The sequence below is a fragment of the Nocardioides sp. YIM 152588 genome (genome assembly GCF_040191335.1).
In the GTDB taxonomy this organism is placed as follows: Bacteria; Actinomycetota; Actinomycetes; order Propionibacteriales; family Nocardioidaceae; genus Nocardioides.
Genome location: NZ_JBEGDJ010000025.1, coordinates 1 through 24,979 on the forward strand (window position 1 = coordinate 1; position 24,979 = coordinate 24,979).

Annotated in this window: 22 protein-coding genes; 6 read left to right on the forward strand and 16 right to left on the reverse strand. The window is 72.8% G+C overall.

Going from position 1 to position 24,979, the window contains the following annotated elements:
• Nucleotides 1-329 precede the first annotated feature (329 nt).
• Nucleotides 330-1,055, reverse strand: coding sequence for a VIT1/CCC1 transporter family protein (locus tag ABLM29_RS13180; RefSeq protein ID WP_349714579.1), 726 nt, complete (start codon nt 1,053-1,055; stop codon nt 330-332).
• A 204-nt stretch (nt 1,056-1,259) separates the two neighbouring features.
• On the opposite strand from ABLM29_RS13180, the gene ABLM29_RS13185 reads away from it, so the two are divergent.
• Nucleotides 1,260-1,781, forward strand: a complete 522-nt coding sequence (locus tag ABLM29_RS13185; RefSeq protein WP_349714580.1) for a hypothetical protein — start codon at nt 1,260-1,262, stop codon at nt 1,779-1,781.
• 182 nt (nt 1,782-1,963) lie between these two features.
• Here the strand turns inward: ABLM29_RS13185 and ABLM29_RS13190 are convergent, their stop codons facing one another.
• The 3 genes from ABLM29_RS13190 to ABLM29_RS13200 all read right to left on the reverse strand — a co-directional run bounded on the left by ABLM29_RS13190 (nt 1,964) and on the right by ABLM29_RS13200 (nt 7,043).
• Complete coding sequence (locus tag ABLM29_RS13190; RefSeq protein ID WP_349714581.1) at nt 1,964-3,109, reverse strand: acyl-CoA dehydrogenase family protein; 1,146 nt, start codon at nt 3,107-3,109, stop codon at nt 1,964-1,966.
• Between the two features lie 95 nt (nt 3,110-3,204).
• The gene (locus ABLM29_RS13195) at nt 3,205-4,641 is read right to left on the reverse strand and encodes an MDR family MFS transporter (RefSeq protein WP_349714582.1); all 1,437 of its coding nucleotides are present in this window, start codon (nt 4,639-4,641) and stop codon (nt 3,205-3,207) included.
• Nucleotides 4,642-4,805: 164 nt separating this feature from the next.
• Nucleotides 4,806-7,043, reverse strand: a complete 2,238-nt coding sequence (locus ABLM29_RS13200) for an MMPL family transporter (RefSeq protein ID WP_349714583.1) — start codon at nt 7,041-7,043, stop codon at nt 4,806-4,808.
• A gap of 123 nt (nt 7,044-7,166) precedes the next feature.
• On the opposite strand from ABLM29_RS13200, the gene ABLM29_RS13205 reads away from it, so the two are divergent.
• On the forward strand, nt 7,167-7,955 hold the full coding sequence (locus ABLM29_RS13205; protein WP_349714584.1) for a TetR/AcrR family transcriptional regulator: 789 nt from the start codon (nt 7,167-7,169) through the stop codon (nt 7,953-7,955).
• A gap of 3 nt (nt 7,956-7,958) precedes the next feature.
• On the opposite strand, the gene ABLM29_RS13210 is transcribed toward ABLM29_RS13205, so the two are convergent.
• The 5 genes from ABLM29_RS13210 to ABLM29_RS13230 all read right to left on the reverse strand — a co-directional run bounded on the left by ABLM29_RS13210 (nt 7,959) and on the right by ABLM29_RS13230 (nt 13,192).
• Entirely contained in the window at nt 7,959-8,651 is a 693-nt protein-coding gene (locus ABLM29_RS13210) for an NAD-dependent deacylase (protein WP_349714585.1), read from the reverse strand.
• A 79-nt stretch (nt 8,652-8,730) separates the two neighbouring features.
• The gene (locus ABLM29_RS13215; protein ID WP_349714586.1) at nt 8,731-9,837 is read right to left on the reverse strand and encodes an ABC transporter ATP-binding protein; all 1,107 of its coding nucleotides are present in this window, start codon (nt 9,835-9,837) and stop codon (nt 8,731-8,733) included.
• 6 nt (nt 9,838-9,843) lie between these two features.
• On the reverse strand, nt 9,844-10,758 hold the full coding sequence (locus ABLM29_RS13220; protein WP_349714587.1) for a sugar ABC transporter permease: 915 nt from the start codon (nt 10,756-10,758) through the stop codon (nt 9,844-9,846).
• Nucleotides 10,758-11,666: a carbohydrate ABC transporter permease gene (locus tag ABLM29_RS13225; RefSeq protein ID WP_349714588.1), complete on the reverse strand. Its 909-nt coding sequence runs from the start codon at nt 11,664-11,666 to the stop codon at nt 10,758-10,760. Before ABLM29_RS13225 ends, ABLM29_RS13220 begins: the two co-directional genes overlap by 1 nt.
• A 221-nt stretch (nt 11,667-11,887) precedes the next feature.
• On the reverse strand, nt 11,888-13,192 hold the full coding sequence (locus ABLM29_RS13230; RefSeq protein ID WP_349714589.1) for an extracellular solute-binding protein: 1,305 nt from the start codon (nt 13,190-13,192) through the stop codon (nt 11,888-11,890).
• 106 nt (nt 13,193-13,298) lie between these two features.
• Between ABLM29_RS13230 and ABLM29_RS13235 the strand changes: the two genes are divergently transcribed.
• Nucleotides 13,299-14,300, forward strand: coding sequence for a LacI family DNA-binding transcriptional regulator (locus ABLM29_RS13235; RefSeq protein ID WP_349714590.1), 1,002 nt, complete (start codon nt 13,299-13,301; stop codon nt 14,298-14,300).
• A 46-nt stretch (nt 14,301-14,346) separates the two neighbouring features.
• On the opposite strand, the gene ABLM29_RS13240 is transcribed toward ABLM29_RS13235, so the two are convergent.
• Nucleotides 14,347-14,616, reverse strand: coding sequence for a hypothetical protein (locus tag ABLM29_RS13240; protein WP_349714591.1), 270 nt, complete (start codon nt 14,614-14,616; stop codon nt 14,347-14,349).
• 68 nt (nt 14,617-14,684) lie between these two features.
• Nucleotides 14,685-15,350 carry a GAP family protein gene (locus tag ABLM29_RS13245; RefSeq protein ID WP_349714592.1) on the reverse strand — a complete coding sequence of 222 codons (666 nt, stop codon included), beginning with the start codon at nt 15,348-15,350 and terminating at the stop codon, nt 14,685-14,687.
• A 135-nt stretch (nt 15,351-15,485) separates the two neighbouring features.
• On the opposite strand from ABLM29_RS13245, the gene ABLM29_RS13250 reads away from it, so the two are divergent.
• Together ABLM29_RS13250 and ABLM29_RS13255 are read left to right on the forward strand one after the other, a co-directional pair.
• The gene (locus tag ABLM29_RS13250) at nt 15,486-16,271 is read left to right on the forward strand and encodes a CPBP family intramembrane glutamic endopeptidase (protein ID WP_349714593.1); all 786 of its coding nucleotides are present in this window, start codon (nt 15,486-15,488) and stop codon (nt 16,269-16,271) included.
• A 10-nt stretch (nt 16,272-16,281) separates the two neighbouring features.
• A complete protein-coding gene (locus tag ABLM29_RS13255) occupies nt 16,282-17,223 on the forward strand; it encodes a CPBP family intramembrane glutamic endopeptidase (RefSeq protein ID WP_349714594.1) in 942 nt (313 codons plus the stop codon).
• A gap of 38 nt (nt 17,224-17,261) precedes the next feature.
• On the opposite strand, the gene ABLM29_RS13260 is transcribed toward ABLM29_RS13255, so the two are convergent.
• From ABLM29_RS13260 to ABLM29_RS13275, 4 genes are all read right to left on the reverse strand, one after another.
• Complete coding sequence (locus ABLM29_RS13260) at nt 17,262-18,587, reverse strand: NAD(P)/FAD-dependent oxidoreductase (RefSeq protein WP_349714595.1); 1,326 nt, start codon at nt 18,585-18,587, stop codon at nt 17,262-17,264.
• A gap of 62 nt (nt 18,588-18,649) precedes the next feature.
• Nucleotides 18,650-19,843, reverse strand: coding sequence for an FAD-binding oxidoreductase (locus ABLM29_RS13265; protein ID WP_349714596.1), 1,194 nt, complete (start codon nt 19,841-19,843; stop codon nt 18,650-18,652).
• Nucleotides 19,840-21,108: an aromatic ring-hydroxylating oxygenase subunit alpha gene (locus ABLM29_RS13270; protein WP_349714597.1), complete on the reverse strand. Its 1,269-nt coding sequence runs from the start codon at nt 21,106-21,108 to the stop codon at nt 19,840-19,842. The genes ABLM29_RS13265 and ABLM29_RS13270 overlap by 4 nt, the downstream gene beginning before the upstream one ends.
• 13 nt (nt 21,109-21,121) lie before the next feature.
• Entirely contained in the window at nt 21,122-23,176 is a 2,055-nt protein-coding gene (locus ABLM29_RS13275) for an oxidoreductase (RefSeq protein ID WP_349714598.1), read from the reverse strand.
• A gap of 73 nt (nt 23,177-23,249) precedes the next feature.
• Between ABLM29_RS13275 and ABLM29_RS13280 the strand changes: the two genes are divergently transcribed.
• Nucleotides 23,250-24,206, forward strand: coding sequence for a LysR family transcriptional regulator (locus ABLM29_RS13280; RefSeq protein WP_349714599.1), 957 nt, complete (start codon nt 23,250-23,252; stop codon nt 24,204-24,206).
• Between the two features lie 87 nt (nt 24,207-24,293).
• Here ABLM29_RS13280 and ABLM29_RS13285 read toward each other — a convergent pair whose 3' ends face one another.
• Nucleotides 24,294-24,956, reverse strand: coding sequence for an aspartate/glutamate racemase family protein (locus tag ABLM29_RS13285; RefSeq protein WP_349714600.1), 663 nt, complete (start codon nt 24,954-24,956; stop codon nt 24,294-24,296).
• Between the last annotated feature and the right edge of the window lie 23 nt (nt 24,957-24,979).

Sequence of the window (24,979 nt, forward strand, 5' to 3'; positions counted from 1 at the left end):
CCCCGGCGAGACACGGGCACCAGCCGGCGTGAACCGAGTCGTGTGCCCCACACACCCTCATAGCGGGGCGTCAGGCACACGAGGCGCGCCTGAGGCGGGTCGTGTGCCCCAGGCATCGGCATAGCGGGGCCTCAGGCACACGACCCCGGCGAGACACGGGCACCAGCCGGCGTGAACCGAGTCGTGTGCCCCACACACCCTCATAGCGGGGCGTCAGGCACACGAGGCGCGCCTGAGGCGGGTCGTGTGCCCCACACACCGGCATAGCGGGACCTCAGGCACACGACCCCCACCCGAGCCCGGCAAGAAGCCCCGAGTGACGGCCCGGCTCAGACCTGGGTGCCGAGCGCGGAGCCGATGCCGAAGGTGAGCACCATCGCGAAGAGCCCGCCGAGCACGTTGCGGAGGACCGCCCACCCGCGCGGCCCGTAACCGAGCTCGGCGCTGGTCCAGCCCGTGATCGCGAGGGCGCCGGTCACCGCGGCCATCGTCACGGGGACCCGCAGTCCGTCGGGCACGAGCAGGATGGTGAGCAGCGGCAGCAGCGCGCCGACGGTGAAGGCGACCATCGAGGCGAAGGCCGCGTGCCAGGGGCTGGTCAGGTCGTCCGGGTCGATGCCGAGCTCGACCTCGGCGTGGGCGCCGAGCGCGTCGTTCTCCGTGAGCTGCTCGGCGACCTGGCGGGCCAGGTCCTCGTCGAGCCCCTTGGCGACGTAGAACCCGGTGAGCTCGTCGAGCTCGTCGTCCGGCATCTCCTCCAGCTCCCGGCGCTCCTTCTCCAGTAGGGCGTCCTCGGAGTCGCGCTGGGTGCTGACCGAGACGTACTCGCCCGCGGCCATGCTCATCGCGCCGGCCACGACCGCCGCGACGCCGGCGATCAGGATCGCGGTGCGGTCGGTGGTGGCACCGGCCACGCCGAGCACGACGCCGGCGGTGCTGACGATCCCGTCGTTGGCGCCGAGGACGCCCGCGCGCAGCCAGTTCAGGCGGCTGTTGAAGCCGCCCTGGTGGGCCTCGCCCTCGTGCTGCCCGGACTCCATCTCATCGACGCTCACGCTTCATCATCGCGGTCCGGACGCCGCTGGACCAGCAAGGCAAGGGTGGCCTGACCCCGGCCGGCCACGCCCCCTGCGCGCCCGGCGCGCCGGGCCGCGCCGCCGACGCGCGGGTACGCCGGTTCGCCGCCGCCTCCCCCTAGAGTCGCCCCGTCACCGCCGGGCGTCCGCCCGCGCGGACCCTTCGGCTCGAGGAGCTCCCCCATGCAGACCCCCGGCAGGATCGCGATCGCACTCGGCACGCTCGCCCTCGCGCTGGCCGGATGCGGCGACGACGAGCCCGCGAAGGTCAGCGCCTCCACCGCACCCGCCTCCACCGCACCCGCATCGTCCGCGCCCGCCTCGTCCGCGCCCGCCGAGGAGACGCCCGGCGACGCGGCGGCGTCCGACGGGCCGACCGACGCCACCGACGGCGGCCCTGCCGGTGCGCTGCAGTTCCAGATGGCGACGGCCGACGGGGCGATCGCGCTGACCGGCACCGCCGACGCCTGCACGAACCCCGACGAGACCACCCTCGCGGTGACGTTCACCGACGGCACCACCACCGTGGCCGTCGACGCTTCCGGGGGCGGCGGCGGGATCGTCGTCTCCGGCGGCACCCAGTTCGAGGGCCGCGTCGACACGCTGGTGGTCGGCGACGTCGGCAACGTGGAGATCACCGGCCACGGCGCGCTCGCCGACGACACCGCGGAGCCGACCGAGTTCACGATCCTCGGCGGCTGCTGACGCCGTACGGCTGACGGGCGCTGACGCGCGTCGTCACATGGATTCTCGCCCCCCCGACACGCCGGTGGAGGGGGCCAGAATCCATGTGACGACGGCCCAGCGACGCCCCAACGACGACCAACACAGACGAAGGCGCCCCGGGGACCAGATCCCCGGGGCGCCTTCGTCGGCAGCGGCTCGACTCAGAGGCCGAGATCCCGACCGATGAGCTCCTTCATGATCTCGTTGGAGCCGGCCCAGATCTTGGTGACGCGGGCGTCGCGCCAGGCGCGGGCCACGCGGTACTCGTTCATGAAGCCGTAGCCGCCGTGCATCTGCACGCAGTGGTCGAGGACCTCGCCCTGGACCTGGCTGGAGTACCACTTCGCCTTGGCGGCGTCGATCGCGGTGAGCTCCTTCTTCGAGTGCGCGAGGACGCACTTGTCGATGTAGGCCTCGGCGACCTCGATCCGGGTGACCAGGTCGGCCAGCAGGAACTTGTTGTGCTGGAACTTGCCGATCGACTGACCGAACGCCTGGCGCTCCTTGGCGTAGTCGATGGTCTCCTCGAGGATCTGCTTGGCGTGCGCCACGTTGGCGATCGCGCAGCCGAGGCGCTCCTGCGGGAGCTTCTGCATCATGTGGATGAAGCCCATGTTGAGCTCGCCGATGATCTCGGCGTCGGTGACCCGCACGTTCTCGAAGAACAGCTCGGCGGTGTCGGACTCCTCCATGCCGACCTTGTCGAGCTTCCGGCCGCGGCTGAAGCCCTCCTTCGTCGCCTCGATGCCGAAGAGGGTGATGCCCTTGGGGCCCTTCTCCGGGTCGGTGCGCACGGCGGTGACGAAGAGGTCGCCGGAGTAGCCGTTGGTGATGAAGGTCTTGGAGCCGTTGATGACCCACTCGTCGCCGTCGCGGACGGCGGTGGTCTTCAGGGCGGCCAGGTCCGAGCCGCCGGACGGCTCGGTCATGCCGATGCCGAGCAGGATGTCACCGGAGGCGACGCCCGGGAGCCAGCGCTGCTTCTGCTCCTCGGTGCCGAGCTCGACGATGTACGGCGCGGTGATGTCGGCGTGGATGCCGTGGCAGGTCGGGTAGGCGGCGCCGACCTTGGCCAGCTCCTCCTGCAGGACCGCGTTGAAGCGGAAGTCGCCGGCCTCGGAGCCGCCGAACTCCTCCGGCACCTCCAGGCCCAGCAGGCCCTGCTTGCCGGCCTCGAGCCAGAACTCACGGGGCAGCGCCTTCGCGGCGATGTGCTCCTCGGTGTGCGGGCGGACCGAGCGGTCGACGAACTCGCGGACGGACTCGCGGAACGCCTCGTGGTCCTCGTTGTAGATCTCACGCTTCATGGCTCGGATACTACTCGCCGGTAGTCGCCCTGACGACTCGCCGAGTCTCGGCATGCGGCCCCGCGGCGGCCGCGTCTGCTAGGGGACCGGGACCCCTAGGAGCCGGCCGGCTCGGTACGCCGCGGCATCACGACCCACGCCAGCACCAGCAGCGCGGCGGTGCCGGCGACCGCGAGGAACACCGCGTGCAGCGCGGGGTGCAGCACGTCGGCCGGCAGCGACTCGAGGTCGACCGGGCCGGGGCCCATCCGGCTGGTCACGATGCCGTTGGCGATCGCACCGAAGATCGCCACGCCGACGGCGCTGCCCACCGAGCGGGAGAACATGTTGGCACCGGTGACCACGCCGCGCCGGTCCCAGTCGACGGCCGACTGGGCGGCCACGATGCTCGGGCTGGCGACGTAGCCCAGCCCCAGGCCGAGGATGAGGCTGCCCGCCGCGAGCACCAGCACCGAGGAGCCCGGCCCGACCAGCGCCAGGATCCCCGCGCCGAGCACGGCGAAGCACGAGCCGACCAGCAGCAGCGGGCGGAAGCCGCGGCGCACGTAGAAGCGGCCGGCCGTGCTGGCCGCGATGGGCCAGCCGATCGCGAGCGCCGCGACGGCGAGGCCCGCGGTGACCGCGTCGGCGCCGAGCACCGTCTGGGCGTAGACCGGCACGTAGGAGGTGACGCCGAGGGTCAGCGCGCCGACCACGAAGGCGCCGAGCGTGGCCGCGTTGAGCACCCGGTCGCGGAACAGCCACCCCGGCAGCACCGGGTCGGCGGCGCGGCGCTCCACGCCGACCAGCGCGAGCGCGAGCACGGCGGCGCCGGCGAAGATGGCGATGCTGGTCCCCGACGACCACGACCAGCGGATGCCGCCCTCCAGCAGGCCGAGCAGCAGCAGGCCGGCGGCGACCGCCACCACGACGGCACCGAGGACGTCCAACCGCGGCCGCTCCCCCGCCGTACGACGCCGGGCCGTCGACGCCTCGGACTCGGTGAAGCGCCGGTGCAGCATCCACGCCGCGGCCGCGCCGAGCGGCAGGTTGATCCAGAAGATCCAGCGCCACGAGAGGTGCTCGGAGAAGAGGCCGCCGAGCGTCGGCCCGACCACCGCGGACATCGCCCAGACGCTGGCGACGTAGGCCTGCGCGACCGCGCGCTCGGCGACGGAGTAGATGTCGCCCATGATCGTCATGCCGGTCGGCTGGATCGCACCGGCGCCGAGGCCCTGCACCGCGCGGGCGGCGATCAGCGCGGACATGCTCCAGGCCACCGCGCAGAGCAGCGAGCCGAGCACGAAGAGGCCGATCCCGGCCAGCATCAGCGGCTTGCGGCCGACCACGTCGGCGAGCTTGCCGTAGATCGGGACGGTGACCGCCTGGGCGAGCAGGAACGCGGAGAACATCCAGGGGAACTGGGTGAAGCCGCCGAGGTCGGCGACGATCGCGGGCACCGCGGTGGCCAGGATCGTGGTGTCGATGGCGACCAGCGCGATGCTGATCATCACCGACCCGAGGATCGGCCCGCGCTCGCTGCGCAGCCCCACCGTGGCCCTGCTGACCGGAGTGACTGGTGCTGCTGCGGCCTGCGGTGGGGTGCTCACGTGGGGCGACAACCGACCGGGACGGCGGGTTGTTCCGCCGCCCCGGTCCTGGGAGGTCGATCCGTTCCGCCGGCCGAGGAGGGGAGTCACGGCCGGCGCGGCCGGATCTAGCCGGTCGGGGTGAGGCGGTGGCGCCCGTCGGCGCCCTCCTCCGCGGAGCCGGGGTCGGCCTCCGGCGTGGGGTGGACGATCGCCTCCTCGCGGAAGCCGTACCGCTCCCACCAGCGGCGCAGCGGGCCGGGCGCGTACCAGTTCCAGCCGCCGAGCAGCTTCATCGTGGCCGGCACCATCAGCGCCCGGACGATGGTGGCGTCGACCAGGATCGCGACCAGCATGCCGATGCCGAGCATCTTCATGAAGACGATCCCGCTGGTGGCGAAGGCGCCGATGACCACGGCCAGCAGCACCGCGGCGCTGGTGATGATCCGGCCGGTCTTCTGCAGCCCGGTGGCGACGGCGACCTCGTTGCGGGCCGCCGGCGGCTGGCTCGGGTCGCCGGCGTCCCACTGCTCCCGGATCCGGGAGAGCAGGAAGACCTCGTAGTCCATCGAGAGCCCGAACAGGATCGCCAGCATCAGGATCGGCTGGGTGGCGTCGAGGTAGCCCTGCGGGGTGAAGCCGAGCAGCCCGGAGAGGTGGCCGTCGTTGAAGATCCAGGTGACCACGCCGAAGGAGGCGGTGATGGAGAAGGCGTTCATCACGACCGCCTTGATCGGCAGCACCACCGATCCGAAGGCGATGAAGAGGAGCACCAGCATCACCGCGACCACGATCAGCCCCATCCAGGGCAGGTGGCCGCCGACGGAGTCGATCAGGTCCACCACGTCCGCGGTCTGGCCACCGACCAGCACGTTGCCGGTCACCGGCTCGATCTCGCGCAGGTCGCGGATCATCTGCTGCGACGCCTCGGTCTGCGCGTTGCCGTCCCAGGTGGTGCGGACCAGCACGTCGGAGCCGTCGCGGGCGACCACGGTCGCGGTCGGGTCGCCGGGCAGCGCGTCGACGTCGGCGACGTAGGCGGTCACCGCCGCGTCGTCGACGCCGCGCAGCAGCGAGTTGGCGCTGGAGGTCTCCGGCCCGAAGTCGGTCAGCTTCACGGCGGCGACGTGGGCGGGGGCGTCGTCGGGCAGCACCCGGTAGTCGACGCTGCCCCACGTGACGCCGAGGAACGGCGAGGCGAAGGCCAGCAGCACGGCCGCGGTCACGGCCAGCACGGCGACCGGCCGCCGCATCACCGCGCGGGCCAGCGCCGCCCACCGGCCGTGCTCGTCGGAGACGCCGACGGGGCGGTGGCGCCGCCAGGGCAGCCGGCCGGCGTCGACGCGGCGGCCGAGCAGCACCAGGACGGCGGGCAGGATCGTCAGCGCGGCGAGCATCGCGATCAGCACGGCGGCCATGCCGCCGTACCCCATGCTGCGCAGGAACATCTGCGGGAAGATCAGCAGGCTGGCCAGGGCCGCGGCGACGGTGAGCCCGGAGAAGAGGACGGTGCGCCCGGCGGTGGCGAGGGTACGGCGGATGGCGACCTGCGGCGCGTCCGGCCGGTCGGCGGGCAGCGCCGCCAGCTCCTCGCGGAACCGGCTGACGATGAAGAGCGCGTAGTCGATCGCGAGGCCGATGCCGAGCAGCGAGATCACGTTGACCGCGAAGACAGAGACGTCGGTGACCTCGGTGAGCAGCCGGACCACGGCGAGCCCGCCGATCATCGCGATCACGCCAACCATCGCGGGCATCGCTGCGGCGACCAGGCTGCCGAAGATCAGCAGCGCGAGCAGGACGACGATCGGCATCGAGATGATCTCGGCGCGCTCCAGGTCCTCGGCGGTGATCTCGTTGACGTCGGTGAAGGAGGCGTAGGCGCCGGCCACGTCGGTCCGCAGGTCCGCGGGACCGGCGGCGTCGAGGTGCGGCCTGATCTCCTCGTAGTTGTCGAGGTAGTCGTCCTGGCTGTCGCCGGCCAGCGAGATCAGCACCTGGACGGCGTGGCCGTCCGGGGTGACCAGGCCGGCCTCGGCGGGCGCCTCGTAGTACGGGACGACGCGGGCGACGGTGCCCTCGGGGAGGTCGTCGACGACCGCCTCGACCGCGGTCCGGAAGGCCGGCTGGTCGGCGGTGAGGGCGTCGCTCGAGTAGATGGCGACGACGTCGACGGACTGGTTGCCGAACAGCTCCCGCTCCTGCTCGAGCTGCTGGTAGCCCTCGGCGGAGGAGTCGTCGAAGCCGCCCCGGGAGAGCGAGTCGAAGACGCCGCCCCCGTAGACGCCGGCGGCCGCGACGAGCAGCACGCCGGCGACGAGCACGAGCCGCGCGTGGTACGCGACGACCTTGCTCCAGCGATCGATCATGATGGTCTCCTGGTGTGATTCACCACGGTTGAGTAAACGGCGTGTGCTTCGTTAACAGTGTTAACTCGATCGACGGTAAACGGTGTAAACTATTCACGTCAACCCCCCTTTCGAAGGAGACCTGTGGGCCACATCCCGGCACCCCCGACCCGCCGCGAGCGTCAGCGCGAGGCGACCTACGACGAGATCGTCACGGTCTCCGCGGAGCTGCTCGCGGAGGGCGCGGACCTCTCGCTGCGGGCCGTGGCCGCCCGGATGGGGATGACCGCGCCGGCGCTCTACCGCTACGTCGCCGACTACCAGGCTCTGGTCGACCTGGTCGCCTACGAGCTGGACAAGCGGGCGACGGCGGAGTGGGCGAAGGAGGCCGAGCGCTACCCCGAGGACGACCCGATGGCGCGGCTGACCGTCGCCTGCTGCGCGTTCCGGCGGTGGGCGATCGCGAACCCGCGGGCCTTCTCGCTGGTCTTCGCCAACCCGGTCGCCAGTCACGTCACCGACCGGCGCGAGGCGCTCACCGTGGCCACGTCGGGGTGCTACCTGACCGACCTGCTCTACCAGGTGTGGGAGAAGACGAAGTTCCCGTTCCCCGCCCTGGAGGACCTGGACCCGGTCGTCCGCGAGGCGGTGCAGGACCCGTGGATCCCCGCGGAGACCTCGCACATCGCGCCCGAGGACCGCGGGCTGGTGTGGATCTACATCCGCTCCTGGGCGGCCGTGTACGGCGTCGTGGCGCTCGAGGCGACGATGCACTGCGACCCGCGGGTGATCCGCAGCGGCGCGCTGTTCAAGGCGACGCTGGTCGACTGGCTGCCGCCGCTGGGGATCGACGGCCGGCAGGAGCGGGAGCGGCTCATCGCCATCCTCGACGAGGAGCTGGCGCGGGACCGGGACGCCTGGCCCGCCCCCTGAGCGTCAGGCGCCGAGCAGCTCGTCGACCCAGGCCGGCACCAGCTCGCCGGCCCGGCCGTGCCGCGCCTCGTGGAAGAAGAAGGTGCCCTCACTGGGCTCGAGGTTGAGCTCGATCGCCCGCGCGCCGTGGCGGCGCGCGTGCTGGACGAAGCCGGCCGCCGGGTAGACGGCACCGGAGGTGCCGATCGACACGAAGATCTCCGCCTCGCCGAGCGCGTCGACGATCCGGTCCATCTCGTAGGGGATCTCGCCGAACCAGACCACGTCCGGGCGGAGCGCCACCTCACCGCAGGACGGGCACGCCGGGCGCTCGATCAGCGTGCCGGTCCAGGGGTGGCGGGCGTCGCACGACGTGCACCAGGCCTTCAGCAGCTCGCCGTGCATGTGCAGCACCTGCCGCGACCCCGCCCGCTCGTGCAGGTCGTCGATGTTCTGCGTGACCACCAGCAGCTCCTCGCCGACGGCCGCCTCCAGCCGGGCGAGCGCGTCGTGGGCGGGGTTCGGGCGCACCGCGCCGAGCGCGGCGCGGCGCTCGTCGTAGAAGCGCAGCACCGTCGCCGGGTCCCGCTCGAAGCCCTCGGGGGTGGCCACGTCCTCGACGTGGTGGCCCTCCCAGAGCCCGTCGGCGTCGCGGAACGTGGGCACGCCGCTCTCGGCGGAGATGCCGGCGCCGGTCAGGACCACGATGCGACTCACGTCACGCAGGGTACGGGAGTCGCAAGCCCACCGGGGCCCGGCGTCCCGAGGCCCGGTCGCCGGCCGTCGCGTCGCCGGGTCAGGCGGTCGGGAGGACGACGCCGCTGCCGGGGTCGAAGGCGTGCAGCTTCTCCTCCGCGATGCGCAGCCACATCGTCTCGCCCTTGGCCGGCACGCCCCGGGGAGCCACGCGGGCGACGATGTGGTCGGCGTTCAGCCGCTCGGTTCCGACGGCGACCAGCGAGGAGTAGAGGTAGGCGTCCGAACCCAGCTCCTCGGCGACGAGGGCCTCGACCGCGAAGGCGCCGGGGGTGCCCTCGGTGACCACCTCGAGCGCCTCGGGGCGGAAGCCGAGCGTCACCTCCGCGCCGCGCAGCGCATCGCTGGTGACCCGCGGCAGCGGCACCTGGGCGGCGCCGATCGTCGCGTGGCCGCCGGCCACCTGGAAGGTGCCGATGTTCATGGACGGGGAACCGATGAACCCCGCGACGAAGACGTTCGCCGGCTTGTCGAACAGGTTCAGCGGCGTGTCGACCTGCTGCAGGACGCCGTCCTTGAGCACCGCGACCCGGTCGCCCATGGTCATCGCCTCCACCTGGTCGTGGGTGACGTAGACCGTGGTGATGCCGAGGCGACGCTGGAGCGACGCGATCTGGGTGCGGGTCGAGACGCGCAGCTTGGCGTCGAGGTTCGACAGCGGCTCGTCCATGCAGAAGACCTGCGGCTGGCGGACGATCGCGCGGCCCATGGCGACCCGCTGCCTCTGGCCGCCGGAGAGGGCCTTGGGCCTGCGGTCGAGGAACGGCTCCAGGTCCAGGATCCTGGCCGCTTCGCGCACCCGGGCGTCGATGTCGGACTTCCCGACCCCGGCGATCTTGAGGGCGAAGCCCATGTTCTCCGCGACGCTCATGTGGGGGTAGAGCGCGTAGTTCTGGAACACCATCGCGATGTCCCGGTCCTTGGGGCGCAGGTGGGTGACCTCGCGCTCGCCGATCCGGATCCGGCCGGAGTCGACGTCCTCGAGCCCGGCGAGCATGCGCAGCGAGGTGGACTTCCCACAGCCCGACGGGCCGACGAGCACCAGGAACTCGCCCGCCTCGATCTCGAGGTCGAGCGAGTCCACCGCGGGAGTGGTGGAGTTCGGGTAGACGCGGGTGGCCTGGTCGAAGATGACGGAGGTTGACATGGGTTCCTATCCCTTCGTGCCACCGGCCGTCAGGCCGGCGACGAGGTGCTTCTGGGCGAAGAAGAAGACGACGGCGGCCGGGACCATGATCATGACCGCGGCCGGGGTGAGCAGCTCCCACCGCTGGTTGAACTGCGGCACGAACTGCTGGAGCCCAGCACCGAGGGTGAGGTGCGAGTCGGTCTGCATGAAGGCGATCGCGTAGGCGACCTCGCCCCAGGCGGTGATGAAGGTGTAGAACGCGGTGACCGCGAGGCCCGGCCGCGCCAGCGGGAGGATGACCCGCCAGAACGTGCCGAACGGGCCGAGGCCGTCGAGGGCGGCCGCCTCGTCGAGCTCGCGCGGGATGGTGTCGAAGTAGCCGCGGAGCATCCACGCGCAGAACGGCACCGCGACCGTGCAGTAGGCGATGACCAGCGACGCCTTGGTGTCGATCAGGCCGAGGTTGGCCATGATCAGGTAGATCGGCACGATCAGGATCGCGACCGGGAACATCTGGGTGACGAGGAAGGTCCACATCAGCCCGCGCTTCCCGGGGAAGTTGAACCTGCTCAGCGCGTAGCCCGCGGTGGCCGACATCGCGATGCCGATCACCATCGTGAACGCGGCGACGATCACCGAGTTCAGGAACCAGGTCGGGAAGCTGGTCTCGAAGAGCACCTGGCGGTAGTTGTCCAGGCTCGGGCTGTTGAACAGCTCGATCTCGCGGCTGCGGATCACGTTCGCCGGCTTGAGCGAGCTCAGCGCCACCCAGACCACCGGGAACAGCGCGATGAAGGTGGCGAGCAGCAGCGTCGCGTGCAGGACGATCGAGGCCAGCAGGCTCCGCTCCCCGCGGCGTCGGGGGCGGCGCCGGTCGGACGCGGTCGCGCCCGCGGTGTCGGCCGGGTCGAGCGCGCCGGACGGCAGGATGGCACTCATCAGAACACGTCTCCTTGGGCTCGCAGGACGCGGCGGTAGATCGCCGCGTAGACCAGCAGGATCGACAGGATGAGGACGCCGTAGGTGGCTGCGAGCGAGTAGTTGCGCAGGCCCTCGAACGCGGCGCGGAAGGCGCCGGTCACCAGGATCTCGGTCTCCCCGGCCGGCTGGCCCTCGGTGACGAAGAAGATCACCGGGAACATGTTGAACGTCCAGATCGTGCCCAGCAGGATCACCGTCGAGCTCACCGGCCGCAGGCCGGGCAGCGTCACGTTGCGGAACCGTTGCCAGGCCGAGGCGCCGTCCATCTCCGCCGCCTCGTAGAGGTCCTGCGGGATCGACTGGAGGCCACCCAGGAGCGCCACCATCATGAACGGCACGCCCATCCAGATGTTGGTGACGATCGCGGTGAACAGCGAGGTCCAGCGCTCGTCGTTCCAGGCGATCGGCTCGACGCCGAAGATGCCGAGGAAGGCGTTGATCAGGCCGGCATCCTTGTTGAACATGAACTTCCACGCGAACGCGCTCACGAAGCCCGGCACCGCCCAGGGGACGATCAGCAGCACCCGGTAGAGGCTCCGCCCCCGGAACCTCCGGTTGAGCATCACCGCGAGGCCGAGTCCGATCGTGTAGTGGAAGAAGACGCAGGCGGTCGTCCACACGATCGTGTTGGTGAACCACAGCCAGAAGTCGCCGCGCTCGCCGGTGAGCACGTCGACGTAGTTGTCCAGGCCGACGAACTTGGCCTGCTTCGGGTTGTCGACGCACTCCTCGCCGCCGCCGAGGGTCTTGGTGCAGATGACGTCCTGCTGGTTGGCCTCGGTCAGGTCGGTGAACGACTGGTAGATGCCCTGCGCCAGCGGGAAGAGCACCAGCACGCCCAGCACGATGACCGTGGGCAGCACCATCGCCCAGGCGTACCAGTGCCGGTCGAAGCTCCTCCGCAACCGCCCGGGACCGCGCGGCGGCTCGGCGGGGGGCTCGGGCGATCTCTGCGATGGGGTGTCGAGGGTCGTCATCACGTCTCCAGGACGGGGCCGGGTCCCGCCCGTCGGGGGCCGCACGGAGCGGCGGCCCCCGACGGGTCGGGACGGGTCGAGCGGGTACTACGCCGGCTGCGAGCCGGGGCTCACTGCTCGGAGTACTCCGGGACCACCTCGGACTTGAACGTCGCAGCGGCCTCGTCCAGCGCCTTCTGCGGGTCCTTGCCCTGGATGAGCACCTCGGTCGCCATCTTGTCGAGCGGGGTGAAGAACAGACCACCCTCGGGGATCCACGGGCGGGCGTGGGCGACGTCGAGGGCGGGCTTCCAGGCCGCGACCTTCTCGTTGCCGCCGATCAGGTCGTAGGCGCCCTCGTTGGCGGGCAGCACACCCAGCTCGTCGGCGAGGAACGCCTGCGACTCGGCGGAGGCCATGAAGTTCACGAAGGCGATCGCGGCGTCGGCCTTGGCCTCGTCCATGCCCGAGTAGATGACGTAGTTGTGGCCGCCGACCGGTGCACCCGGCTCGCCCGAGCCGGACGGGACCGGCGCGATGCCGAGGTTCGAGAAGCCACCGAAGTCCGGAGCGGAGTCGATGTTCGCGACCTCCCACGGGCCGTTGATGATCATCGCGACCTCGCCGGCCTTGAACTTCTCCATCATCGTCCCGTAGGAGTCGGCGGCGTCGGGCTTCACGGCCGCGCCGCTCTTGACCAGGTCCTGCGCGGTCGTGATGCCGGTGACGTTCTCGGCGGAGTTGACCAGGATCGTCTGCGACTCGGTGTCGACCAGGTCGCCGCCCTCGCCGTACATGAACGGGAGCAGGAAGTAGCCGCCGCTGTTGATGTACAGGCCGTCGACCTTCGCCTTCGACGTGAGCGCCTCGGCGGCGTCGGCCACCTCGTCCCACGTGGCCGGCGGCGCGTCGGGGTCGAGGCCCGCCTTCTCGAAGAGCGCCTTGTTGTACATCAGGCCGAGGGTGTCGGTGACCTGCGGGACGCCGAAGGTCTTGCCGTCGAAGACGTTGCTGGACAGCGGCGTCTCCATGAAGTCGTTGTCCTCGAGCAGGGGCGTGCCGTCGAGGGCGTAGAGGTAGCCCAGCGAGGCGAACTCGGGCACCCACGCGACCTCGGCGCGCAGGATGTCGGGAGCACCGCTCCCGGACTGCGCGGCGGTCTTGAACTTGTTCTGCGCCTCGCCGAAGGGGACGGACTGGTAGTTGATCTCGACGTTCGGGTAGGTCTCGTTGAACTGACCGATGAGGTCCTCGTAGGCGGGGCCCTCGTTGGTCGGGTCGGACGTGTCCCACCAGGTGAGCTCGGCGCTCAGGCTTGCGGGATCGACGGACGCATCGGCGTCGGGGGTGTCACTGTCTCCCGTGTCGCTGCCACAGGCAGCGAAGGCGAGGGCGAGCAGTGCCGTGCCGGCGATGCCGGACGCGATTCGGCGCATGTGGTGCTCCTTGCGGCTTGTGATGAACGTCACGGGACGCTAGCAAGGATCTTGCAAGAAATGGAAGCCCTTGCAGGATTTCTGCAAGGAAGGTTTCATAGTCAGCATGGCAACCCTGTCCGAGATCGCCAGCGAGGCCGGCGTCAGCGAGGCGACCGTCAGCCGGGTGCTGAACGACAAGGCCGGGGTCAGCGCCGCCGCGAAGCAGGCGGTGATGTCGGCGTTGGACGTGCTCGGCTACGAACGCCCCGCCAGGCTGCGCCGGCGCTCCGCCGGCCTGGTCGGCCTCGTGGTCCCCGAGCTGGTGAACCCGATCTTCCCCCTGTTCGCCCAGCTCATCGAGGACGCACTGGTCGCCCGGCGCTACACGCCCGTGCTGTGCACCCAGTCCCCCGGCGGCATCAGCGAGGACGAGTACGTCAGCTCCCTGCTCGACCACGGCGTCGCGGGGATCATCTTCGTGAGCGGGCGGCACGCGGACGCGTCCGCCGACCACGAGCGCTACCGCTCGTTGATCGACCGCGGCCTGCCCGTGGTCTTCGTCAACGGCTACCTGGAGGAGCTGACCGCGCCGTTCGTCTCCAGCGACGACCGCGAGGCCATCGAGCTGGCGCTCAGCCACCTCGCGCAGCTCGGTCACCAGCGCGTGGGCCTGGCCGTGGGGCCGTCCCGGTTCATGCCCGCGGACCGGAAGCGCACCGCCTTCCTCGAGGCCTACCCGCGCTTCTTCGGCGGCTCCGGTGAGACCTGGGTCGAGGAGGCGCTGTTCACCATCGAGGGTGGCGCCGCGGCGACCCGCCGCCTGGTCGAGCGGGGAGCGACCGCGGTCGTCTGCGCGTCGGACATGATGGCCCTGGGCGCCGTCCGCGCGGTCCGTGAGGCCGGCCTCGAGGTCCCCCGCGACGTCTCGGTCACCGGGTTCGACGACTCGCCGCTGCTGCCGTTCGTCGATCCCCCGCTGACCACCGTGCGGCAACCCGTCGCCGCGATGGCGGCGGCGGCGGTGAGCTTCCTGATCGACGGCATCGAGGGACAGCCCGTGCCGCGCCACGAGTACCTGTACCGCCCCGAGCTCGTCCTGCGGTCATCGACCGCGCCCGCCCGCTGAGCCGCCGCGCACGCCACGGCGCGTGCGATCGGTCCGGTCGGTCGGATCACGACCCGTCGGTCGTCACCGGCCAGGAGTCCCACGAGTAGACCGGGAACACGCGGATCGCGCCCTCCTTCGGGACCCCCAGGTCCACGAGCGCGTCGACGACGCCGGCGACCGCCTCGCGCGCGACGGTGGCCATCACCACGTCGCCGTCCGGGCGCACGGACGCACCCGGGAGCACGGCGATCTCGGCGACCGCCGGGGCGCTCGCCAGGACGTCGACGACCTCCGGGGTGAGGTGGCCCGGGGAGGTGATGCGGAGGTCCAGCACGGCGTCGATTGTTGCGCGTCCCCCGACGTCGCGCGCCGCGAACCCCGAGATCGCGCCCCGGGCGTGACTCACACCGCCAGCAGGCCGCGCACGAGGAGCGCGGCGCCGACCACGTAGCAGGCGGCCACGAGGATCGTCCGGCCGTGCCGGCGCATCCCCTCCTGCACACCGAGGATCAGGCGCTGTGCCATCCCCGGATCGGTGATGCACAGCGTCAGCGCGGCGATCGGCACCGCGAACCAGATCACGTCATAGATGGCGACCGCGATCAGCCCGCCGGGCAGCCGCGGATCGTGGGCGACGATGACGTTGAGCGCGACCAGGTAGAAGACGCCCGGGATGTGGGTGAGCGCGCCCGCGGCCGCGGCCGTCGTGGCGCCGATCTCGCGGTCGAACCACCCCGCGCCCGGACCCTGCGGCTCCGCCGGGGACGGGTCCCCCGACCGGCCGCCGCGGCCGACCCCGAGGTGCAGCGCGAGGCCGAACAGCAGCACCAGCACCCCGGCGACCGCATCCACCACGCCCCGGGCCCCGCTCACGTGCCGCTGCACCTGGAGGCCGTGGAACGCGCTGACCACCACGACGCCGAAGGCGATCGTGAACGCGAGCCCGCCGACGACGTACGCGATCATCAGCGGCCGCCGCGCCTCGCGGGTCAGGAGCGCGGAGACGGCGGCCAGGCTGGTGGGGCGGACCGTGCTCGCCAGCGCGAGCAGCACGATCTCCGGGACCAAGGTGGACCTCCGCGATCTGCGTGAGCTGAGGGATGCGCCGGGGCGCCGCCAACGCTAGCGTGACCGACGAGTCGCCTCCCTCGCCGGACGCGAGCGCAGCGTCCCCAGAATCCGGACCGGAATCGAGGACTGAGCATGCGAACCCCCCGACCACTGACCGCCCTGATCGTCTTCGGGCTCTACCTGGTCGCCTTCTACGGCGTCTGGGCCGTCACCGGCGTCGAGTACGACGACATCGGCGACAGCGCCTCCACCCTGGCCAAGTGGTACGTCGCCCCGCTCGCCGCCAGTGCGGTGGTGCTGGCGGTCGCGACCACCGTGCTCGGCTGGTGGCGCCCGGTCCTCTCCGAGACCCAGCGGTCCGCCCCCTGGTGGTGCTGGATCCCCGCCGCCTTCATGCTGGCCGCCGTCCTCGCCTACCTGCTGACCGGCGACTTCGAGAGCAGCGCCTCCTACCTGCTCCTCCTCGCGGCGGGCAGCATCGGCGTCGGCTTCGTCGAGGAGACGGCGACCCGCGGCGTCCTCATCACCGGGTTCCGCGGGCGGTACACCGAGCCCGTGGTGTGGTTCTGGTCCTGCGCGCTCTTCGGCCTGCTGCACCTGCCCAACTGGGCGTTCGGCCTCGGGCCGGGCGCCGTGGGCCAGGTCGTCCTGGCGTTCATGGCCGGCAGCGCCCTCTACCTGCTCCGGCGCGCCTCCGGCAGCCTGCTGCCGGCGATGGCGCTGCACGCGCTGTGGGACTTCGGCACCATCGGCGGCGAGGTCGACAGCCAGGTGGTCCAGCTGCTCCCGGTGATCAACGGACTGCTGGCGCTCGTCCTCGGCGTCGCCTTCATCGTCACCCAACGGGGCCTGCGGGTCCCGGTGGCCGGCTGGACGCCACCGGGCACGGCCGCTCAGGCCGACGCGGCGCGGGCCTGAGGCGGCCGGCATGGGCATCCGGACCTCGCCCCTCATCCAGGGCGCCCTCGAGGCGCGCCGCAGGACCCACTGGCTCCTGGCCTGGCTGGTCGCCTTCGCGGTCGGCGTCATCCTCGTCTACTCGGTCGTGATGCAGATCGGCCTGGCACTCCTGGACACCGAGGTGGAGGCCTACGCCGGCCAGTGGGTCGAGCTGGTGGCCAACGCCGCCACGGTGCTGGTGCTCTTCCTGTGGCTGCGCTACTACGAGCGCCGCCCCTTCTCGTCGGTCGGCTTCCGCGGCACGGCCGGCATCGCCCGCTTCGTCGCGGGGTTCCTCGGCGGGATCGCACTGTTCGCCGTGCCGGTGCTGGTGCTGTGGGGCACCGGCGACCTCAGCTCGTCGGGCTCCGAGCACACCGAGCTCGGCTGGTCGGCGCTGCTGCTGGTGATCGCGGTCATCCCGGTGTGGCTGGTCCAGGGCACGACCGAGGAGATCGTCACCCGGGGCTACCTGCTCCAGAACAACGGCACCCAGCTGCCCGGATGGCTGGCGATCGTGCTGGTCAGCGTCGGGTTCGGGGTGGTCCACCTGGAGTTCAGCCCGATCCCGCTGGCCGTGATCATCCTGGTCGGGCTCTCGTTCGCCTTCATCGCGGTGGCGCAGGGGTCGATCTGGCTGGTCGCCGGCCTCCACGTCGGCTGGAACTTCGCGCAGGGCAACGTGTTCGGCATCCCGGTCAGCGGCAACCCGCGCGACGTCTCGCTCTTCGCCTTCGGCCCGGCCGACGGCGCCGGCGAGCTGATGAGCGGCGGCGACTTCGGGGTCGAGGGGAGCATCGTCGCGGCCGCGCTGTGGGCCGCCGTCGCGGTTGTCTCCTTCGTCTACTTCCGCCGGGCCCAGGCCGCGCGGGCCGGCACCACGGTCCCGCCCGCCGAGTACGAACGGGCCGACGCGAGCACCGCGGGCTGACCCCGCCGGGACCGCCCCGGCCCGTCAGCCCAGGACCGTCAGCCCAGGACCGTGCGGCTGCTCGCGTTGGTGGCGCGCTTGCGCGAGTACGCGGCCAGGTCGATCTTGAGGCCGGTGTGCTCGCCGACGTACACGACCGGCGAGGCGTCGTGGTCGTGCCCCTCCTCCACCGCGTCCACCAGGGCGGCCATCAGCCGCCCGGAGACCGGGGCGTTCTTGAACGAGTTGCCGCTGGTGCCCATCGCGACGTAGAAGCCGGGCGCGTCGGTGCGGTCGTAGATGGCGGTCCAGTCGTCGGCCACGTCGTAGACGCCCACGACGCCCGAGGGCCGGTTGGGCACCCGCAGGTCGGGGAGTCGCCGCGCGGCGCGGGTCACCTGGGCGTCGTACCGGTCCCGGGTGACGTGCTCGTCGACCGCGTCGGGGTCCTCGATCCACTCGAACGGGTCGCACGCGGGCTCCGTCCCGCCGACCACCCAGGCGCCGGCGGGGCCGGGGCGCATGTAGGTGCCGAGGTCGAGGTCGAAGACGCCGGGTCCGGGGCGCTCGGGGGTGTCCCACTCCGCCGGCCGGGCCAGCTGGTGCACCTCTTGGCGCAGCGGCCGCACGCCGATGGTGAACTCCGCGCCGACGCCGGCGAGCCGGTTGAACGCGCCCGACCACGGACCGGCTGCGTTGACCACGACGGGCGCCTCGACGGTGCGGCCGTCCGCCAGCCCGAGCCGCCAGGTGGTGCCGACGAGCTCGGCGGAGACGACCTCCGCGCGGTACTCGGTGCGGGCGCCCCGGTGGCGCGCCGCCCAGGCCAGGTTGTCCGCGGCCAGCCGCGGGTCGTCCATGTAGCCGGCGTCGGGGGTGAAGATCGCGCCGAGCCGGGCGGAGGTCTCCTCCCAGAACGCGTCGTCCTCGACGGGCTTGTTGGGCCAGTACGCCCCACCGTCCACGTGCGGGAACCGGGCGACCAGCTCGTCGGGCCCGAGGTCCTCGAACGGCACCCCGGCCGCGCGCAGCAGCGCCGCCGTCTCCTCCCGCGGCACCGCCGGCACGTCGAGGTGCAGCATGCCGGTGCGGTGGAAGCCGCTCAGTGGCGGCCGCTCGCCCTCCGGCAGGCCGGCGAGGCCGAGGTGGGCGGACCACTCCTCCCAGCAGAACTTCGCCTCCCAGGCGGTCGCCACGCTCTCGAACGTCGAGTAGAGGAACCGGATCACCGCGCTGGAGGCGCTGGTCGAGCCGTGCCCCGGACCGGCGGCCTTGTCGAGCACGAGCACGCTGCGCCCGCCGCGGGCGAGCTCGAGCGCGACCGAGCTGCCGATGATGCCGGAGCCGACGACGACGGCGTCCGCGGTGAGGGGGGTGGTGGTCACGGGGTGCCTCCGGTGATGGCGGTGCTGGCGGGTCGGATCGGGTGGGATCGGGTGGGATCGGGTCAGGCGTCGACGACGATGTCGCCGTCGGGGGTGGAGCAGCAGGGCAGGAACCGGTCCTGCGCGATCTCGCGCGGCCGGATGCCGCCCTGGTGCTGCATGTCGATGCGCCCCTCCAGCAGGGTCGACTTGCAGGTGCCGCACAGGCCCGAGGAGCACGACGACGGGAGCCGTACGCCGGCCTGGCGGGCCGCCTCGAGCACGGTGGTGCCCGGGGCGCAGACGACCTCCCGGTCGCTGCGCCCGAAACGGACCCGGGCGCCGACCGGCGCCGCGTCGGCGCCGTCCGCCGCGGCGGGGGCCACGGGGGCGGACCCCTCGTCGATCGAGAAGCTCTCCTCGTGGCACCGGGCGGGGTCGGCGCCCAGGGCGGCGAGCATGGCGCGCACGGCGTCCCGGTAGCCCGCCGGGCCGCAGACCAGGACCTCACGCTCGGCGAGGTCGGGGACCGCGGCCGCCAGCACGGCGGCCGTGAGCAGGCCGCGGTGGCCGGTCCACGCGCCGGGGCGGGTCGGCGCGTCGTCGTCGCAGGTCCAGATCACCCGCAGGCCGGGGTGGGTCGCGGCGAGCAGCTCCAGCTCGGCGCGGCACGGCAGGTCGTCCGGCGTACGGGCGCTGTGCAGGGCCACCACGTCGAGGCCGCCCGGGCCGAGGGCGGCCAGGTCGGCCATCGCCCGGACGGTCGACAGCGTGGGCGTGATCCCGCTGCCCGCGGAGAGCAGCAGGTAGCGCGACGAGGGGTGGTCGGTCACCGTGAACCCGCCGAGCGGCCCGCTGACCCGCACCCGGTCGCCCACCGCCAGGCGGTCGTGGAGGTAGTGCGAGACCCGCCCGCCGGGGACCCGCTTGACCGTGACGGTCAGCAGGTGGGGGCGCGTCGGCGGGGAGGAGATCGTGTAGCAGCGCTCGACGGACTCGCCGTCGATGTCGACCGCGAGGCTCACGTACTGCCCCGGGCGGAAGGCGAGCGGGCCCGGCGTCGTCGGCTCCAGCACCAGCGTCAGCAGGTCGTGGGTCTCCGCGAGGCGCTGGCGGACCACGACCTGCTGGTCGAGGGCGGCCTCCTCGGCGAGCAGCCCCGCGCCGAGCGGGGTGACGTCCGGGTCGGGGACGAGGCGGAGGTCGGGCGGGGCCGGCTCCGCGGCCTGCTGGCTCGTCGGCTGGGTCGTCGGCTCGGTCGTCGGCTGGGTCGTCATCGGGTGACCTCCTCCTCGATCCGGTGGGTGTACCAGCGCACGAAGGCGTCGACCTGGTCCTCCGCCTCGGAGTACGGGCCGGGCTCGTAGCCGGGGTCGGCGACCCCGGCCTGGGTCAGCGCCACGAACTCGGCGTCCTGCTCGTTGGTGGCGCGCCAGACGGCGGTCAGCGCGTCCACGTCGTAGTCGACGCCCTCGACGGCGTCCTCGTGGACCAGCCAGGTGGTCCGCACGAGGGTCCGGTCGACGGCCACCGGCAGCACGGCGAAGGTGACCACGTGGTCGGCCTGGGCGTGGAACCAGGTGTTCGGCTGGACGTGCAGGCTCAGCCGGCCGAGGCGGGCGTCGGTGAGGTCGCCGAGCAGGCGCCGGACCAGCCGCTCGCCGCTCGGCCCGAACGACTCGCCAGCGCCGTCCAGCGGCTCGCGCTGGATCCGGAACCCGACGGGCCGGTCGACCAAGTCCTCGGCGAGCGTGTGCGGCAGCCGGCCCAGGTCACAGCGGCGGAGCAGGTCGGCCTCGGCCAGCAGGTAGCGGTCGTGGTCGGCGCGCAGCCGGTCGGGCACCTGGTCGTCGGCCAGACCCCAGGTCGGGAAGAACGAGCCGAGCAGCTCGGGGTGCCCGTCGCAGTGGTAGCACTCCCGGTTGTTCTCCATGGTGAGCTTCCAGTTGCCGCCCTCGACCAGGTCGATCTGGGCGGCGACCTTGGTGCGCCCGATCGCGTGCGGCTCCAGGTACGGCGCGACGACGGCCGCGACCGCGTCCAGGTCGCCCGGCGGGTCGGCGGCGAGGCAGACGAAGAGCAGGCCGCCGACCTCGCGCAGGTGCACGGTGCGCAGGCCGAGGCAGGCGAGGTCGGTGCCGGCCGGGAGCTGCGGGGCGTGCAGCAGCCGGCCGTCGGTGCCGTAGGTCCACCGGTGGTAGGCGCAGACGATGTTGCCGACCGAGCCGCTGCCGCCGTCGACCAGCCGGGCGCCGCGGTGGCGGCACACGTTGCGGAAGGCACGGACCTGGCCGTCGTCGTCGCGCAGCACCAGCACCGAGGCCGACCCGAGGTCGACGGTGACGTAGTCGCCGGGCTCGGGCACCTCCGCCACGGAGCCGACGAAGACCCACTGGCGCTGCCAGATCAGCCGGAGGTCGACCTCGTGGAGGGCGGAGTCGGTGTAGCAGGGGCCGGGCAGGGAGTGCCGGTCCGCCCTGCCGGCGAGCAGCGCGAGCAGCCGGGTGGTGTCGGCGTCGGCGGGGGCACCGGTGAGGGTCATGCGGGTCTCGCTCTCACATCGTGACGCAGAGCCGGAGGGCGTCGTACACGGCGGCGTGCACGTTGCGGCTGGCGACGGCGTCGCCGATCCGGAACAGCTGGTAGCGGCCGTCGGGGTTGGTGACGACCTGCTGGGGGCGGACGGCCAGCAGCGCGTCGTGGTCGACCTCCCCGAGGTTGGAGGAGCCGGGGACAAGGTCGTGGTAGAGCTCGTCGTTCGGCACGGTGCCGTGCTCGACCACCACGTGGTCGACCACCCGCTCGATCGGCGCGTCGGCGTAGTCGCTGGCCAGCACGGCGACCAGCCGGCCCGGCTGGTCGGGACCGGCGCGGCGGACGGCGACCAGGCGCCGGGCGACCGTCAGCCTCACGTCGTGCTCGGCGAAGGCGCGCAGGTAGGCGGGGCTGTTCATGCTGCCCACCGAGATGCCGACGGAGCGCTCCGGGGTGGCCAGCTCCACCTCGGCGCCGAGCCGGGCCAGGTGCTCGGCGGCGTCCAGGGCGGGCTCGCCGCCGTGGTCGTCGTAGACCAGCACCCGCTCGCCCTGGCGCGGGCCGCCGCCGCCCAGCACGTCCCAGGTGTCGATCACCAGGTCGCTGCCCACCGGGACCACCGAGGTGTCCGGCATCCCGCCGGTGGCCACCACGACCAGGTCCGGCTCCTCGGCGGCGACGGTGGCCGCGTCGGCCCAGACGCCGAAGCGCAGGTCGACGCCGCTGTGCTTGGCCTCGGCGACCCGCCAGTCGACGATGCCGACCAGGTCGCGGCGGCGCACCGTGGAGGCCGCCAGCAGGACCTGCCCGCCGGGGCGGTCGGCCGCCTCCATCAGCACCACCTCGTGGCCGCGCTCGCCGAGGACCCGCGCCGCCTCCAGGCCGGCCACGCCGGCGCCGACCACCACCGCGCGGCGGCGGCGCCCGACGGTCGGGGCGATCACGTGCGGCATCGTCTGCTCGCGGCCGGTGGCGGGGTTGTGCAGGCACTTGGCGTCGCCGGACTCGTAGATCGCGTCCAGGCAGTAGCTCGCACCGACGCAGGGGCGCACCCGGTCCTCCTCGCCCCGGGCCACCTTGGCGACCAGGTGCGGGTCCGCGAGCTGCGGCCGGGTCATCCCGACCAGGTCGAGCAGGCCCTCGCGGATCGCGTGGCGGGCGGTGGCGACGTCGCCGATGCGGGCGGCGTGCATGACCGGGACGCCGAGCGCGCGTCGTACCTGGCCGGCGAAGTCGAGGAACGGCGCGGACGGCGTCCCCATCGACGGGATGGTCGCGGCGAGCCGGGCGTCGCTGTCGAGGCCGCCCTTGATGACGGAGAGGAAGTCGACGCCGTGCTCCAGGTAGCGGCGGGCGACGCCGAGGGTGTCGTCGAGGCCGAGCCCGTCGGGCAGGTCCTCGTCCATCGCCATCCGCAGGCCGACCAGGAAGTCGGGGCCGACCGCGGCCCGGACCGCCTTGAGCACCCGGGTGCCGAAGACCAGCCGGGACTCGGGGTCACCGCCGAAGGCGTCGGTGCGCAGGTTGGTCGCCGGGGAGGCCCAGGCGTCGAAGAGGTGGCTGTAGGACTCGATCTCGATGCCGTCCAGGCCCGCCTCCCGGCAGCGCTCGGCGGCCTCCGCGTAGTGGCGGACGATCCGGTCGACGTCCCACCGCTCGGCGACCTTGGGGAACGAGCGGTGCTGGGCCTCGCGGAGCCGCGACGGGTAGACCAGCGGCAGCCAGTCGCCGGTGAAGTTGCTGGTGCGCCGGCCCAGGTGGGTGACCTGGCACATCACCGCGGCGCCGGCCTCGTGCACGTCGTCGGTGAGGCGCCGCAGCCACGGCACGACCTCGTCGCGGTAGAGCAGCATGTTGCCGAAGGCCGGCGGGCTGTCCGGCGAGACGACCGCCGAGCCGCCGATCATGGTCAACCCGACGCCGCCGCGCGCCTTCTCCAGGTGGTAGAGCCGGTAGCGGTCCTTGGGCATCCCGTCCTCGGTGTACGCCGGCTCGTGCGACGTGCTGACCACGCGGTTGCGCAGCGCGAGGTGACGCAGTCGGTAGCCGTCGAGCAGCGGGTCGGACAGGTGCACGGCACCATGCTGCGGCTCGCCGGCGGAGCAAGAAAAGCGCAAGGTTTCTGAGATAACCGTACGATCTCTTTGCATGATCGACTCGCGCCTGCGCGTGCTCCGCGTGGTCGCCGACCAGGGCACGATCACGGCGGCGGCGAAGCACCTCGGCTACACCCCGTCCGCGGTCTCCCACCAGATGCGCACGCTCGCCCACGACATCGGCGCGCCGCTGCTCGTGCCCGACGGCCGCCGGGTGCGCCTCACCGCGGCCGCGACGCTGCTGCTCGACCGGGCCGGCGACCTCTTCGCGCAGTGGGAGGAGATCCGCGCCGAGATCCAGGGCACGACCGACACGGGCCTGGGCCAGCTGCGGCTGGCCGGCTTCTCCACCGCCGCCTCCGCGCTGCTGCCGCACGTGGCCGCCACCGTGATGCGGGCCTTCCCGCGCTCGACGGTGCGGATCATCGAGGCCGACCCGGAGGTCTGCTTCCGGATGCTGCTGGCCGACCACGTCGACCTGGCCGTCGTGGTCGCCACGGACGTGCTGCCGCCCTCCACCGACGCCCGCTTCGAGCAGCAGCCGCTGATGTTCGACACCCTCGACCTGCTGGTCCCGGTCGGGCACCGGCTCGCGGACCGGGCGTGGGTATCGCTGGCCGACGCCGCCGACGAGCCCTGGATCATGGACCGCCCGGGCCGACCGCACCACCAGATGGTCACCACCGCCTGCGCCGCCGCCGGGTTCACCCCGGCCCAGGCCCACGAGGTCGTCGAGTGGGACACCGGCGCCGCGCTCGTCGCCGCCGGCTTCGGCGTCGCCGTCGTCCCGCGCCTGGCCCGCCTCCCCGCCGACGACCTGCTGGTCCGGGTGCCGCTGCGCGGGCGCGGCGCGCCGGAGCGGCACCTGCTCACCAGCGTCCGCGCCGGCACGTCGGGTCAGCCCGAGATCGCCCTGGCGCTGCGGCGGCTGCGCGAGCTGGCCGTCGAGATGTCGCGCGCCGAGCAGCTCGGGCCGTTGCCGCTGCCGGTGGACTACGAGGCGACGTAGGCGCGTCCGGCTGGATGGCGCGTCGTCACATGCAGATTGGCCCCTTTTCGGGCCGATGTGGGGCCATTCGGGATGTGACGACGCGGGTCAGCGGCCCCGTGGACGGCCGGCCGCCGCGAGCGCGGCACGGACGGCGAGGCCCGGGCTGACCAGGACCGGTACGCCGAGGTCCGCGAGCAGCGGCTGCGCGCCGGCCATGCTCGCCTGGGCCAGTACGACGACGTCGACCTCGCCCGCGATCGAGCGTGCGGCCGCGGCGACCTGGGCGTGGTAGCCCGCCAGGTCGCCCGACTCGAAGGCGGCCCACGCCTCGGGCACCCAGGCGTCGACGACCGCCGGGGCGACCCCGGCGCGCTGGGCCTCCCCGGCGATCAGGCCCAGCGTCGGGGCCAGGGTGGACTCCAGCGCGGCGACCACACCGATCCGCGGACCGGCGGCCACCGCGGCCGCGGCCATCGGCCGGTCCACCCGCAGCACCGCGACGCCGGCGTCGACGCTCTCGGCGATCGGGCCGAGCGTGGAGCAGGTGCAGACGACGACGTCCGCGCCGCGGGCGACGACGTCGGCGACGGCCGCCCGCACACCCTCGGCGAGGTCCGGCGTCGGGCCCTCGGCGCGGGCCCGGTCCAGCAGGTCGGGTGCCACGGCGTGCACCGTCGCGGCCGCCGACGCCGGGGCCGCCTCGCCCACCAGGGCCTCGAACGTCGCGACGTGGACCTCGGCGGTGTGGAGGAAGCCGAGCGTCACCATGCCCCGATCCTCCCGTGCCGGTC